Source organism: Dactylosporangium sp. CA-152071, from assembly GCF_050936335.1.
In the GTDB taxonomy this organism is placed as follows: Bacteria; Actinomycetota; Actinomycetes; order Mycobacteriales; family Micromonosporaceae; genus Dactylosporangium; species Dactylosporangium maewongense.
On the sequence record NZ_JBNJMZ010000001.1, the window covers coordinates 1,178,338 to 1,190,399 of the forward strand.

General features: G+C 74.0%; 12 protein-coding genes and 2 pseudogenes. 5 read left to right on the forward strand and 9 right to left on the reverse strand.

Going from position 1 to position 12,062, the window contains the following annotated elements:
• Positions 1–49 precede the first annotated feature (49 nt).
• The 3 genes from ACQEVZ_RS04770 (at position 50) to ACQEVZ_RS04780 (ending at position 2,974) form a co-directional block, all read left to right on the forward strand.
• The gene (locus ACQEVZ_RS04770; protein WP_433361748.1) at positions 50–982 is read left to right on the forward strand and encodes a septum formation family protein; all 933 of its coding nucleotides are present in this window, start codon (positions 50–52) and stop codon (positions 980–982) included.
• The gene (locus ACQEVZ_RS04775) at positions 979–1,929 is read left to right on the forward strand and encodes a septum formation family protein (protein ID WP_433361751.1); all 951 of its coding nucleotides are present in this window, start codon (positions 979–981) and stop codon (positions 1,927–1,929) included. The genes ACQEVZ_RS04770 and ACQEVZ_RS04775 overlap by 4 nt, the downstream gene beginning before the upstream one ends.
• Positions 1,930–2,032: 103 nt before the next feature.
• Positions 2,033–2,974 (forward strand): septum formation family protein, encoded by a 942-nt coding sequence (locus ACQEVZ_RS04780; RefSeq protein ID WP_433361754.1) that lies wholly within the window; start codon positions 2,033–2,035, stop codon positions 2,972–2,974.
• A gap of 6 nt (positions 2,975–2,980) precedes the next feature.
• Here ACQEVZ_RS04780 and ACQEVZ_RS04785 read toward each other — a convergent pair whose 3' ends face one another.
• From ACQEVZ_RS04785 to ACQEVZ_RS04825, 9 genes and pseudogenes are all read right to left on the reverse strand, one after another.
• Positions 2,981–3,403 carry a nuclear transport factor 2 family protein gene (locus ACQEVZ_RS04785; protein WP_433361757.1) on the reverse strand — a complete coding sequence of 141 codons (423 nt, stop codon included), beginning with the start codon at positions 3,401–3,403 and terminating at the stop codon, positions 2,981–2,983.
• Positions 3,400–3,828 (reverse strand): nuclear transport factor 2 family protein, encoded by a 429-nt coding sequence (locus tag ACQEVZ_RS04790; RefSeq protein ID WP_433361760.1) that lies wholly within the window; start codon positions 3,826–3,828, stop codon positions 3,400–3,402. The genes ACQEVZ_RS04785 and ACQEVZ_RS04790 overlap by 4 nt, the downstream gene beginning before the upstream one ends.
• Complete coding sequence (locus ACQEVZ_RS04795) at positions 3,825–4,733, reverse strand: aromatase/cyclase (protein ID WP_433361763.1); 909 nt, start codon at positions 4,731–4,733, stop codon at positions 3,825–3,827. The genes ACQEVZ_RS04790 and ACQEVZ_RS04795 overlap by 4 nt, the downstream gene beginning before the upstream one ends.
• Before the next feature lie 16 nt (positions 4,734–4,749).
• Entirely contained in the window at positions 4,750–5,559 is an 810-nt protein-coding gene (locus ACQEVZ_RS04800) for an SDR family NAD(P)-dependent oxidoreductase (protein ID WP_433361766.1), read from the reverse strand.
• Positions 5,556–6,311, reverse strand: a pseudogene (locus ACQEVZ_RS04805) (acetyl-CoA carboxylase biotin carboxylase subunit); the annotation flags it as partial. The gene ACQEVZ_RS04800 and the pseudogene ACQEVZ_RS04805, both read right to left, overlap by 4 nt.
• A gap of 191 nt (positions 6,312–6,502) precedes the next feature.
• Positions 6,503–7,315: pseudogene (gene accA / locus ACQEVZ_RS04810) on the reverse strand (carboxyltransferase subunit alpha); the annotation flags it as partial.
• A 203-nt stretch (positions 7,316–7,518) separates the two neighbouring features.
• Positions 7,519–7,782, reverse strand: coding sequence for an acyl carrier protein (locus ACQEVZ_RS04815; RefSeq protein WP_344511068.1), 264 nt, complete (start codon positions 7,780–7,782; stop codon positions 7,519–7,521).
• On the reverse strand, positions 7,779–9,062 hold the full coding sequence (locus tag ACQEVZ_RS04820; protein WP_433361770.1) for a ketosynthase chain-length factor: 1,284 nt from the start codon (positions 9,060–9,062) through the stop codon (positions 7,779–7,781). Before ACQEVZ_RS04820 ends, ACQEVZ_RS04815 begins: the two co-directional genes overlap by 4 nt.
• Positions 9,059–10,381: a beta-ketoacyl-[acyl-carrier-protein] synthase family protein gene (locus ACQEVZ_RS04825; RefSeq protein WP_433361773.1), complete on the reverse strand. Its 1,323-nt coding sequence runs from the start codon at positions 10,379–10,381 to the stop codon at positions 9,059–9,061. Before ACQEVZ_RS04825 ends, ACQEVZ_RS04820 begins: the two co-directional genes overlap by 4 nt.
• A 107-nt stretch (positions 10,382–10,488) precedes the next feature.
• On the opposite strand from ACQEVZ_RS04825, the gene ACQEVZ_RS04830 reads away from it, so the two are divergent.
• On the forward strand, positions 10,489–11,190 hold the full coding sequence (locus ACQEVZ_RS04830) for an SDR family NAD(P)-dependent oxidoreductase (RefSeq protein WP_433361776.1): 702 nt from the start codon (positions 10,489–10,491) through the stop codon (positions 11,188–11,190).
• 75 nt (positions 11,191–11,265) lie between these two features.
• Positions 11,266–11,934 (forward strand): TetR/AcrR family transcriptional regulator, encoded by a 669-nt coding sequence (locus tag ACQEVZ_RS04835; protein WP_433361779.1) that lies wholly within the window; start codon positions 11,266–11,268, stop codon positions 11,932–11,934.
• Positions 11,935–12,062 lie beyond the last annotated feature (128 nt).

Consider the following 12,062-nt stretch of genomic DNA (forward strand, 5'->3'; position numbering starts at 1 on the left):
GTCATCATCTCCACCGTCCGGGTGGAGATCCACGGGGGAACGAGAGTCGATGAAGCGTGCTGTCCGGGCGGCTGCCGCCGCCGTCCTCGCCGGGCTGCTGCTCGGCACGTCCGGCTGCGGCCCGACCGCCGCCGGCGTCGACGGCGAGCTCACCGACGACTGGCCGCCGCTCGCCGCGCCGAAGTTCGACCTGCCGGCCGTCGGGGCGTGCCTGAGCACCACGACGAAGACCCCGTTCGACCCGGCCTACACCGTGGCCACCCCGATCGAGTGCGACCGGGCCCACACGCTCGAGGTCGTCCTGGTCCGCACCGTGGAGGGCAGCGCCGCGCAGGCGCCGGCGCCCCCGAAGCCGGGCAGCGAGGGCTTCCAGGCGTCCTACACGGCCTGCGGCAAGGCGGTCGCCGGATACGTCGGCGGCGAGTGGCACACCGGCCTGCTCGGCATCGATGTGCGGCAGCCGACCAGCCAGGCCTGGCAGGGCGGGCTGCGCGACTACGTCTGCTCCGTCGTCGCGCTCAGCGACGCCTACGGCGTCATGCAGATGAACACCGGGTCGCTGAAGGGCTCGCTGACCGGCGCCGCGCCGAGGGCACTGCGCTGCCTGGCGGCCACGGGCACCACCAGGTCCGACGGCTGGTGGGAAGACATGTCGACGCTGACCCCGATCGACTGCGCGCAGCCGCACGAGGCCGAGTTCGCCGGCACCATCCAGGTGGGCCCGGCCACCGGCTCCCTTCCCGCCTCCGACGTGCTGCGCAAGCGGTCGCTCGGCCCGTGCTGGGACGTCGTGGCCAGGTTCGTCGGTCTCAGCGGCAACGAGCTCGACGCCCGCGAGGAGTTCTGGGCCGCCTGGGACGGCATGGGCAGATACCAGTGGGAGGCCGGCGACCCGTACCAGCGCTGCTTCGCCCTCTTCCGCCCGGGCAAGAAGGCCCGCGCCACGGTCAAGGGGCTCGGCAAGAAGGGATTCCCGGCATGACGGCACGTACCCGGGCGGCGATCGCCGCCGTGCTGGCCGGCGTGCTGCTCGGCGCGTCCGGCTGCACCCTGCCGCCCGCCGGCGCGGACGGCGACCTGATCGACGACTGGAAGGCCCTCACCGCGCCGAAGTTCGACCTGCCGGCCGTCGGGACGTGCCTGGAAGGCAGCGCGGCGACGACGACCTTCAGCCCGTCGACGGTGCGCGACGCCGAGACCCCGTGCGACCGCGACCACACGTTCGAGGTCGTCCTGGTCGGCACCGTCGACGGCAGCGCCGCCCAGCGGGCCGTGCCACCCGAGCCCGGCGGTGGGCCAGGCGGCGAGGCGTACCGGGCGGCGTACAAGACGTGCAGCGCGGCGGCGGACGCCTACGTCGGCGGCGACTGGCACACCGGCCTGTTCGGCGTCACCATGCAGATGCCGGCGCGCCGCTCCTGGGAGGGCGGGCTGCGCTCCTACGTCTGCTCGGTCCTCGTCCTCAGCGACTTCTTCGGCCGGATCGGGTCGTCCACCGGCTCGTCGAAGGGCTCGCTGACCGGCGCCGCACCGAAGGCGATGCACTGCCTCGACGTCAACGGCGACAAGGGCTCCGACGGCTGGTGGGAGGAGGTCCGTGCGATGACCCCCGTCGACTGCGCGCAGCCGCACGAGGCCGAGTTCGCCGGCACCGTCCAGGTCGCCGCGGGTGTCACCGACGAGCTCCCCTCCAACGATCAGCTGCAGAAGCTGGCGGGCGAACGCTGCTGGTCCGCCGTGGAGAAGTTCATGGGGCTCACCGCGACCCAGCTGGACTCGCGCCGCGACATCGGGGTCTTCTGGGACGGCTTCGACAAGGCGATGTGGGACTCGGGCGACCGCACCCAGCGCTGCGTCGCCCTGTCCTACCCGGGCAAGAAGCTCCGCGCGTCCATCAAGGGGATCGCGACGAAGGCGCTTCCGGTCTGACCTGGGCAGGTGTGACCGGATCGGCATTGACATCCCGTCGCGCGGCGAAGACAGTCGTGGTCGCCACCGGACGGTGGCGCTGCAACGGGGGAAACGAGAGACGATGTTGACGCCTGCCCGGACGGCGATCGCCGCTGCCCTCGCCGCCGTGCTGCTCGGATTGTCCGGTTGCGGCGTCAACGTCCCGGGAGTCGACTCCGACCTGGTCGACGACTGGCAGCCCCTCGCCGCGCCGCGGTTCGAGCTGCCGGCCACCGGGGCGTGCCTGGACCGGGACGCGCAGCCGTCCTACAACCCGTCGTCGCTGCTCGGCGCCCGGGTCGCGTGCGACCGCCCGCACTCGCTCGAGGTGGTCATGACCGGCACCGTCGAGGGCGACGCCGCGCAGGCCTCGGAGCCACCCGCAGCCGGCAGCGAGGATGCCAAGGCGGCGTACGCGGCCTGCGACAAGGCCGTCAGCGACCACGTCGGCGGCGACTGGCACACCGGCATGCTCGGCATCAACGTCCAGATGCCGAACCGGACACCGTGGAGCGGAGGCCTGCGCACCTACGTCTGCTCCGTCTACGCGACAAGCGACGTCTACGTCTACAGCTCCGGCTCCCTGGTCAGCTCGTCCCTGAAGGGTTCGCTGACCGGCGCCGCACCGAAGGCGCTGCACTGCATCGAGGTCAACGGCGACAAGGGCAAGGACAACTGGTGGGGTGACATCCGGGCGCTCACCCAGATCGACTGCGCGCAGCCGCACGAGGCCGAGTTCGTCGGCACCGTCCAGGTCGGCGCCGGCGTCGGCGGCGCGCTGCCCTCCCACGACCTGCTGAAGAAGTGGACGACCGACCGCTGCTGGCCCGCCATCGCGAAGTTCATGGGCCTCACCGAGTCCCAGCTGAACACCCGCAGCGACATGGGCATGGCCTGGGACGGCTTCACCAAGGCCGACTGGGACGCCGGCGAGCGCAACCAGCGCTGCTTCGCCCTGTTCAACCCCGGCAAGAAGGCCAAGGCCTCGATCAAGGGCCTGGGCAAGAAGGCCCTGCCCGTCTGATCACCGTCAGCTGACGGCGTCGTGGGTGATCCGGCGGGCGGCGACGAGCCAGCCGCCCGGCGCGGGCACCAGCAGGTCCTCGCCGGTGGTGCTGTTGTGGACCACCGGGCGGCCGCCGGCGGGCGTCTCGACGTTGAAGGCGGCGAACCTCGTCCGCAGCGCACCGCCCGGCGCGGGGTCGACGACGAGCATGTCCAGCCAGTACCGGCGGACGACGGCGGAGCCTGCGCGCTTCGCCACCGCGGCCCGCAGCGCGCCGGCGATCGCCGCCCGCCCGCGACGCTGCGCCGGTGCCCCGCCGGCGAACGTCCTGCCGGCGGGGGCGACCTGGGTGAAGACCGCGTCGACGGTGAAGGTGGCCGCCCACGCGTCCACCTCCCCGGCGTCGAGCAGGTGCAGCTGCCGCACGTAGAAGGGGAGCAGCGTCACGGGGTCCAGCCGTCGTGCACCACGTAGCGGCGGCGGACCAGGAAGGTGTCGCCGTCGGGGACGAGGACGTCGTCGGCCGCGGTGCTCAGGTGCAGCGCGGACTGCCCGCCGGTCGGGGTCTCGATGACGAGCGCGTAGTAGCGGGTGGTGACGGTGCCGTCGGGCTGCGGCTCGACGGCGAGCATGCCGAGCCAGTGCCGGCGGACCACGCCGCGGGCGGCCAGAGCGTCGGCGGCCTTGCGCAGCCGCCCTCCGATCTCCGCCCGGCCCCGGCGCGGTGCGGGGCGGCGGTCCTGGCCGAACTCGCCGTCCTCGGTGAAGGTGTCCGCCCACTCCTCTGCGCGGCCCTCGTCCAGCAGCCGCATCTGCACGGCGTAGAACTGCTGCACCCGCTGGTAGAGACCGGTGTCGACGGCGGTCGTCATGCGGTCACCCCGGCGACGTGCCGCAGGGTGGCGAGGCTGTTGGCGCCGAGCGCCTCGCGCACGAAGGTGCGGGCATCCGCGACGGTCCTGCCTTCACCGAGCACCGGGACCACGGCCGACGGCCGCAGCACCACCCGGTGCTGGGACGTGGCGGTCACGAGGCCGTCGCGCTCCTCGAACGTCCATCGTCCCGTGTGGACGCTCAGCAGCGCCGGCGGCCGGGTCTGCTTGTAGACGATGCGCAGGCCCGGCAGGCCGACCCGGATCGACTCGGTCGTGTGGCTGGAGCCGTCCTTCGCCAGGGTCCCCATCCGCAGGCGCTGCACGCCGGCCGGCTTCTCGTCCAGCTCGACGCCGACGACGTGCGGCAGCCGTGCGGGCCAGTGCTGCGCGTCCCAGATGAAGGCGTGCGCGTCCCGCGCGGAGCCGGCGAACTCGACGGAGTCGGAGAACGTGAAGTCGATGCCGGGGTCGGCGAGCGCACCGGCCTCCAGCGCGGTGAGCTCGGCGACGCTGTTGCGTTCGACCGCCTCGGCGATCCACGCCAGGCCTGACGGGTCGTCGTCGATCGCGCGGTACGTGTGGGTGAGCACGACCCGGCTGTGCCCGTCGGCGGCTTCCGCGACGTGCCACTCGCCGCCCATCGACGCCACCGGCGGCGCCGACACCTCCTGCCGGAACGTGATCCTCCGGGCGACGGGGTCGAGGGTGCGCAGCGAGGTCCACGACTTCACCGCACCGTTCGCGGTCGCCCACAGCTGCAACCGCTCCTCACCGTCGGACAGCGGGGTCGCCACGGCGTGCACGGTCGGCGGGAACAGCGCCGGCCATCCGGCCGCGTCGGCGAGCAGCGCATACACCCGGTCCGGCGGCGCGGCGACCGTGATCTCATGGGAGACAGTCATCGTCGGTCCTCGTTTCCTAGTAGTTGCCGAGCCCGCCGCAGACGTTGATCGCCTGGGCGGTGATGGGGTCCGCGGCCGGCGTGACGAGGTACCCGACGAGCGCCGCGACCTCGTCAGGCGTCGAGTACCGCCCGAGCGGGATCTTCGCCTGGAACCGGTCCAGGACGTCGTCCTCGGTGGTCTGCCACGCGGCGGCGTAGCCGGCGCGGACTCGCTGCGCCATCGGCGTCTCGACGTAGCCGGGGCAGACGGCGTTGACGGTCACCCCGGTGCGGGCCAGCTCCAGGCCCAGGGCCTTGGTGAAGCCGATGACACCGTGCTTGGAGGCGGAGTAGGGCGCGCCGAGCACGACGCCCTGCTTGCCACCGGTGGACGCGATGTTGATGATGCGGCCGCCGGGGCGCCCCTCGAGCCCGCCGGCGGTGAGCGCCTCCCGGGTCACGTGGAAGACGGCGGTGAGGTTGGTGGCGATGACGTCGTCCCACAGCTCGTCGGCGACCGCGGAGGTGACGCCGCCGCCGCTGCGGCCGGCGTTGTTGACGAGCACGTCGACGGGTCCGAAGCGTTGCACGGCGCCGGCGACGAGGGTGCGGATCTGGCCGGTGTCGCGGACGTCGGCGGCCTGCCCGTCGACGTCGAGGCCCTCGTCGCGCAGCTCCTTCACGGTGAGGGCGACGGCGTCGGCGTCGCGGGCGCACAGGTACACGCGATGGCCGGCTCCGCCGAGGGCACGGGCGACGGCCAGGCCGATCCCGCTGGTGGCCCCGGTGACCAGCGCATGCCGGGGCCCGGCGGGCGCCTTCGGCTTCGCCGCTGTCTCGGTCATGAATCCTCCTGGGTCTCGGGCTGGGACTGCAGCCGGGCGACGAGCCCGGTGTCGTGGGTGCCGGCGCGGAACGACGCGTCGGCGAGGACGTCGCGGAGAAAGCCGGCGGTGGTGTGCACGCCCGGCCCGTCGACCCGGAAGTCGGCGAGGGCCCGGCGGCCGCGCGCGATGGCGGTGTCCCGGTCGGGCGCCCACACGATGAGCTTGGCGAGCAGCGAGTCGTACGCCGACGGGACGCTGTAGCCGGGGTACGCGTGCGTGTCGACCCGCACGAACGGCCCGCCGGGCACGGTGAACGCGTCCAGGCGGCCGGGTGCGGGCGCGAAGTCGCGGGCCGGGTCCTCGGCGTTGACGCGGCACTCGATCGCGACGCCGCGGGGCGCGACGTCGGCCTGGGTGAGGCCGAGCGGCTCCCCCGCGGCGATCCGCAGCTGCTCGGCGACCAGGTCGAGGCCGGTGACCGCCTCGGTGACCGGGTGCTCCACCTGGATGCGGCAGTTCACCTCGAGGAAGAAGAAGTCCCCGGCGTCGTCGAGCAGGAACTCGAAGGTGCCGGCGCCGACGTAGCCGGCCGCGAGCGCGCCACGGACGCTGGCCTCGCCCATGCGCTCGACGACGTCCCGCGGTACACCGGGCGCCGGGGTCTCCTCGATGAGCTTCTGGTGCCGGCGCTGCACGGAGCAGTCGCGCTCGCCGAGGTGCACCGCGTTGCCGTGGGCGTCGGCGAGGACCTGGATCTCGACGTGGTCCGCGGTCGGCACGGCGGCCGGGACGGGCGGCACGGCGCCGAACGAGATCTCCACCGCGACGTCACCGACGGACACCCGCACCAGCTCCGGTCGCGCCCCTGCCTCGTTGGCGAGCAGGAGGACGGTCCGCCGGACGGCGTCCAGCACCCCTGCCGCATCCGGCCCGGCGCCGTCCCGGGCCTCCGCCAGGGTCGTCATGCCGCGACCTGGTCGACCGGGGCGCCGAAGCGGCGGAAGCGGGCGTGGCGGCCGACGATGAGCCGCGGCGCGTTCAGCGGCAGGAGCGACCGCAGCTCGGTGACGAGCGCGGCCCGCAGCAGCCGCGCCGCCTCCGCGTGGTCGGCGGCCGCACCGCCGGGCGGCTCCGGCACGACGCCGTCGACGACGCCGAGGCGCACCAGGTCCGCCGGGCGCAGCCGCAGCGACCTGGCCGCCCGCGGTGCCTGCGCCGGGTCGTTCCACAGGATCGCCGCGCACCCCTCGGGGCTGATGACGGAGTAGACGCCGTTGGCCAGGACGAGCACCCGGTTCGCCAGGGCCAGGGCGAGCGCCCCGCCGCTGCCGCCCTCGCCGGTGACGACGGCGACGACGGGCACGGGCAGGCCGGCCATGAGCCGCAGGCTCTCGGCGATCGCGACCGCCTGCCCCTGCTCCTCCGCCTCCGGACCCGGATACGCGCCGGGCGTGTCGACGAGCGTGACCACGGGCAGCCCGAGCTTGGCGGCGAGCCGCATCAGCCGGGCCGCCTTGCGGTAGCCGGCGGGCGTCGGCATGCCGTACCGGCTGCGGGACAGCTCCTTGGCGGTGTGCCCCTTCTGGTGGCCGATGACGACGACCGGGATCCCGTCGAGCCTCGCCAGTGCGCCGATGACGGCCGGGCACTCGCCGGAGATCCGGTCGCCGTGCAGCCGCACGACGTCGGTGAAGATGCGGTCGAGGTAGTCGGCGGTGCTGGGCCGGCCGATGTCCCGCGCCAGCCGCACCGTGTCCCACGCGTCGCGGCCCTCCAGGTGGTCGGCGTCGCGGATCACGACGTCGCCGGCGGGCACCGGCGCGTCGAGCGCGTGCACGCTGCCCGGGTCCAGCAGCTGGGCGATCCGCTCGTGGGCGGTGAGCCGGTGGTGGTGCCCGCATTCGGGGCACACTCCGAGGTTGCGGGCGAGCTTCGGCTCGTACAGCGGGATCCGGCAACCGGCGCACAGGGCGAAACTCACCGCGCACCGGCCCGGGCCTGGTTGACGATGCCGACGAACTCGTCCGGGGTGCGGGCCTGCACGACGGTGTCGTCGGCGAGCCGCACCCGGTAGTCGCGTTCGACCCGCCCGGCGAGCTCCAGCAGCGCCAGGGAGTCGTAGCCGAGGTCCTCGAACGGCACGGCGCCGATGTCGCCGTCGAGGCCGCCGGTCTCGTCCTCGCCGGCGACCTCGCGCAGGAGCTCGCGGACCCCGTCGACGGTCAGTTCTCTGCTGCTCATGCTGCTGCTCCTTGTCGGTGCGCTGCGGTCGGGTGGTGCAGGACGACGGCCGCGTTGAAGCCGCCGTACCCGCGGGCGACGACGAGGGCCGTGCGCAGCCGCGCCGGGCGCGCCGACGTGACCAGGTCCAGGTCGTGGGCGAGGGCCGGGGCGTCGACGTTGACGGTCGGCGGGATGACGCCGTCGCGCAGGGCGAGGGCCGCGGTGGCCACGTCGAGCGCGGCGCCGCCGGAGGCGAGCCGGCCGGTCATCGTCTTCGGCGCGGTCACCGGGGTGCCGCGCGGGCCGAACACGGCGGCGAGCGCGTCGGCCTCGGCCCGGTCCAGGGCGGGCACCCCGGCCGCGTCGGCGAAGACGACGCCGACGTCCGCGGCGGCGGCACCGGCGTCCGCGAGCGCGATCTCGATGGCGCGGCGCAGCGTGCCGGGCCGCCCGCTGTCCTGCGGCGGGTCGAAGGTGGCGGCGTACCCGGCGACGACGGCCAGGGGTGCGGCGCCGCGGGTGGCCGCCGCGGCCGCGTCCTCGACGACGAGGATCGCGCCGCCCTCCCCCGGCACGTAGCCGGCCGCGTCGCGGTGGAACGGACGGAACGCGGTCGCGGGGTCCTCACCGGTCGCGACCCGGCCGTTGGCGACCTGCGCGATCCAGCCCCACGGGCACAGCGCGCTGTCGACACCGCCGGACAGCACGACCGGGATCCCCTTGCGGATGTGCCGGCGGGCCTGCGCGAGCGCGTCGAGGCCGCCGGCCTGCTCTGTGACGAGGACGCCGCTGGGGCCGCGCAGGCCGTGCCGGATCGAGATCTGGCCGGTGTTCACCGCATAGAACCACGCGAACGACTGGTAGGCGCTGACGTGCTCGCCGCCGAGGCTCCACAGCTTCTCCAGCTCCCGCTGGCCGAACTCGAAGCCGCCGGAGGCGCTGGCGGTGACCACCCCGGCCGCGTACGCGGGCAGGGCGGCGGGGTCGAGTCCGGCGTCGGTGAGGGCGAGGTCGGCGGCGACGAGCGCGAGGCGGGTCATGTGGTCGGTCTGCGGCAGCAGCCGGCTCGGCAGGTGCCGGCGCGGCTCGAAGCCGCGGACCTCGCCGGCGAGCCGGGCCGGGTAGCGCTCCGGGTCGAAGCGGGTGATCCGGCCGATGCCGTTGCGCCCGTCGAGGGTCGCCCGCCAGTAGTCCTCGGTGCCGAACCCGTTCGGCGCCACCACACCGATACCCGTGATGACGGCGCCCCCGCCTCCCGTGATGACTGTGCCCCGGCCTTCCGTGGTGGGCGCGGTCACGGCCGCACCAGGACCATGGCGCTCTGGAAGCCGCCGAAGCCGCTGCCGACGGACAGGACGGTGTCGGTGCGCTGCTCCCGGGCGTGCAGCGGCACGTAGTCCAGGTCGCACTCGGGGTCGGGCTCGTGCAGGTTGGCGGTCGGCGGGATGACGCCGTGCTCGATCGCGAGGGCGCTCGCGGCGATCTCGATGGAGCCGATCGCGCCGAGCGAGTGCCCGACCATCGACTTGATCGAGCTGACCGGGGTGCGGTACGCGTGCGCGCCGAGGCTGAGCTTCGCCGCCGCGGTCTCGTGCCGGTCGTTCTGCTTGGTGCCGGAGCCGTGCGCGTTGAGGTAGTCCACGGCGGTCGGGTCGAGGCGGGCCTCGTCGAGCGCGACCCGGATCGCCTCGGCCATCTCGACCCCGTCGGGGCGCAGGCCGGTCATGTGGAAGGCGTTGGCGCGCCCGGCGAACCCGGCGATCTCCGCGTACACGCGGGCGCCGCGGGCCCGTGCGGCGGACAGCTCCTCCAGGACGAACACCGCCGAGCCCTCGCCGAGCACGAAGCCGTCGCGGCTGCGGTCGAACGGGCGCGACGCGTGCTCGGGGTCGTCGTTGCGGGCGGTGGTGGCCTTGATGGCGTCGAAGCAGGCGACCGTGATCGGGGAGATCGGTGCGTCGGTCGCGCCGCCGATGACGACGTCGGCGGAGCCCTCGCGGATCAGGTCGGCGGCGTGGCCGAGCGCGTCCAGGCCCGACGTGCAGCCGGTGGAGACGACCGCGGCGGGGCCCTCGGCGCCGGCCGCCCAGGCGACCTCCGCGGCCAGGGAGCTCGGCACCAGGTAGTCGTACAGGTGCGGCACCGCGTACCGGGGGTCGACGTGCCAGTGCCGGCCGGCGTCGCTGGCCACGGCGTACTCGCGCTCGAGGCTGGTGGTCGCGCCGACGGCGCTGCCGATGACGGTCGCGGTCCGGCCGGGGTCGCGGGCGTCGAAGTCGAGACCGCTGTCATTGAGCGCCTCACGGGCCGCGACGACGGCGAACTGCGCCGCCCGGTCCATGCGGCGGATCTCCTGCTGGGTCAGTCCGGCGGCCACCGGGTCGAAGTCGCACTCGGCGGCGACCCGGGAGCGGAACGCCCCGGCGTCGAACGCGGTGATGGTCCGGGTCGCGGTCCGCCCGCTGGTGAGCAGCGCCCAGAACGCCTTGGTGCCGACCCCTCCGGGGGCGACCACGCCGATGCCGGTGATCGCCACCCGGCGCCGGTCCCCCGCCGCATGCGCCCCGTCACGTGGAACGCCGGCGACCCGGCGCCGGTCTCGCCTCGCATCTGCCATGCCGAGAACGTTGACAGCGGCCGATGGAGCGGCGACCACGACCGGCCTGGAGACGGGCTCCAGGTGTTGTGTAGCACCCGTGGACGGGGGCTGCGGAGGCTGTCCGCATGAGTCTGGACGGGCGGGTGGCGGTGGTGACCGGGGGTACCCGGGGCATCGGCAGGACGATCGCGGCGGCGTTCGCGGCGCGGGGCGCCAAGGTGGTGGCCGCGGCGAGGTCCGCGGAGCCGCCGGACGAGCGGGTCGACGTGACGGACCCGGGCTCGGTCCGGGACCTCTTCGACCGGGTCGAGGCGCGGTTCGGCCGCGTCGACATCGTCGTGGCGAACGCCGGGGTGAGCCGCCCCGGGCCGGTCGCCGGGCAGGCGCCGGAGGCGTTCGCGGACGTGCTCGCCACGAACGTGGCCGGCACGTTCCACACCGTGCAGGCGGCCGTCCCGGCGCTGCGGCGGGCCGGCGGCGGCCGGATCCTGACGCTGTCGTCGGCGCTCGCCACCCGGGCGACGCCGGGGGCGGCGGCCTACAGCGCGTCGAAGGCGGCGATCGAGGCGCTCACCCGCACCGCGGCGGTGGAGCTGGCGCCGCACGGCATCACGGTGAACTGCCTGTCCCCGGGGATCATCGCGGAGGGCATGGGCGAGCAGCTCATCGGCAACGCGGCGGTGTGGGCGAGGTACGGGCCGCGGCTCGCCGCCGGGCGGTCGGGCACCGGCGAGGAGGTCGCGGCGGTCGCGGTGTTCCTGGCCGGCGCGGGCGCGGGTTACGTCAACGGCAGCGTCGTGGACGTGCACGGCGGTCTGGACTGGTAGCGGTCTGGACTGTACCGTCTAGTATGATCGACGGGCGACGGAGGGGCGGTACGCGTGGCGGGTTCGAGCTCGACGATGACACCCTCCGAGGTCGCGCCCCGCGGACTGCCCGGCAAGCGCACCGCCATCATGCGGGCGGCGACCCGGATCTTCATCACCGCCGGCTATGAACGGGCCAATCTCGACACGATCGCGGCCGAGGCGGGCGTGTCGAAGCAGACCATCTACAACCACTTCGGCGACAAGGAGCGGCTGTTCGTCGCGGTGGTCGACGAGGCGCGCACCGGCGCCGACCGTGACACCGAGCTCGACGAGTCGCTGCTGACCGACCCGGCCGCGCTGGAGCAGGACCTGCTGCGGCTCGGCCGGCAGTTCCTCGCCGCGACGCTCGATCCCGAGGTGTCGGCGCTGCGCCGGCTGATCATCGCCGAGGTCTCGCACCACCCGCAGCTGCACCGCTCCTGCGGCGCGGACGAGCCGCAGTCGGGGCCGAAGCTGCTGGGTTGGCTGATCCAGCGGGTGGCCGTGCTGACCGCCCAGGGCGTGTTGAGCGCGGACCGTCCGGACCGTGCGGCGGCGCATTTCGTGTCCCAGCTCACCTATGAGGGACAGCAGCGGTCGAAATATGGCACGCTCGCTTTGGCGCCCTGGGAAATCGACGAGATTTGCGCCGATGCCACCGATCTTTTTCTGCGCGCGTATCGGGTTGCACCTGTTCAGGGGCGCACGAAGAGCCGCAGATAGCGTCTGATTTCCTACCTTGACCGTAGTATTTACCTACGATACGCTTCAATGTAATCGGTAAAGCCGCAGCGACGACCGCGCCCAATCCCTGCAATGACGCAAGCGGCGAAGTCGGACCAAAATCCTAT

Coding starts and splice junctions, on each gene's coding strand:
- ACQEVZ_RS04825 (WP_433361773.1), bottom strand. CDS start 10,381: ATGGCAGATGCGAGGCGAGACCGGCGCCGGGTCGCCGGCGTTCCACGT.
- ACQEVZ_RS04800 (WP_433361766.1), bottom strand. CDS start 5,559: ATGACCGAGACAGCGGCGAAGCCGAAGGCGCCCGCCGGGCCCCGGCAT.
- ACQEVZ_RS04835 (WP_433361779.1), top strand. CDS start 11,266: ATGACACCCTCCGAGGTCGCGCCCCGCGGACTGCCCGGCAAGCGCACC.
- ACQEVZ_RS04790 (WP_433361760.1), bottom strand. CDS start 3,828: ATGACGACCGCCGTCGACACCGGTCTCTACCAGCGGGTGCAGCAGTTC.
- ACQEVZ_RS04815 (WP_344511068.1), bottom strand. CDS start 7,782: ATGAGCAGCAGAGAACTGACCGTCGACGGGGTCCGCGAGCTCCTGCGC.
- ACQEVZ_RS04780 (WP_433361754.1), top strand. CDS start 2,033: ATGTTGACGCCTGCCCGGACGGCGATCGCCGCTGCCCTCGCCGCCGTG.
- ACQEVZ_RS04775 (WP_433361751.1), top strand. CDS start 979: ATGACGGCACGTACCCGGGCGGCGATCGCCGCCGTGCTGGCCGGCGTG.
- ACQEVZ_RS04830 (WP_433361776.1), top strand. CDS start 10,489: ATGAGTCTGGACGGGCGGGTGGCGGTGGTGACCGGGGGTACCCGGGGC.
- ACQEVZ_RS04795 (WP_433361763.1), bottom strand. CDS start 4,733: ATGACTGTCTCCCATGAGATCACGGTCGCCGCGCCGCCGGACCGGGTG.
- ACQEVZ_RS04770 (WP_433361748.1), top strand. CDS start 50: ATGAAGCGTGCTGTCCGGGCGGCTGCCGCCGCCGTCCTCGCCGGGCTG.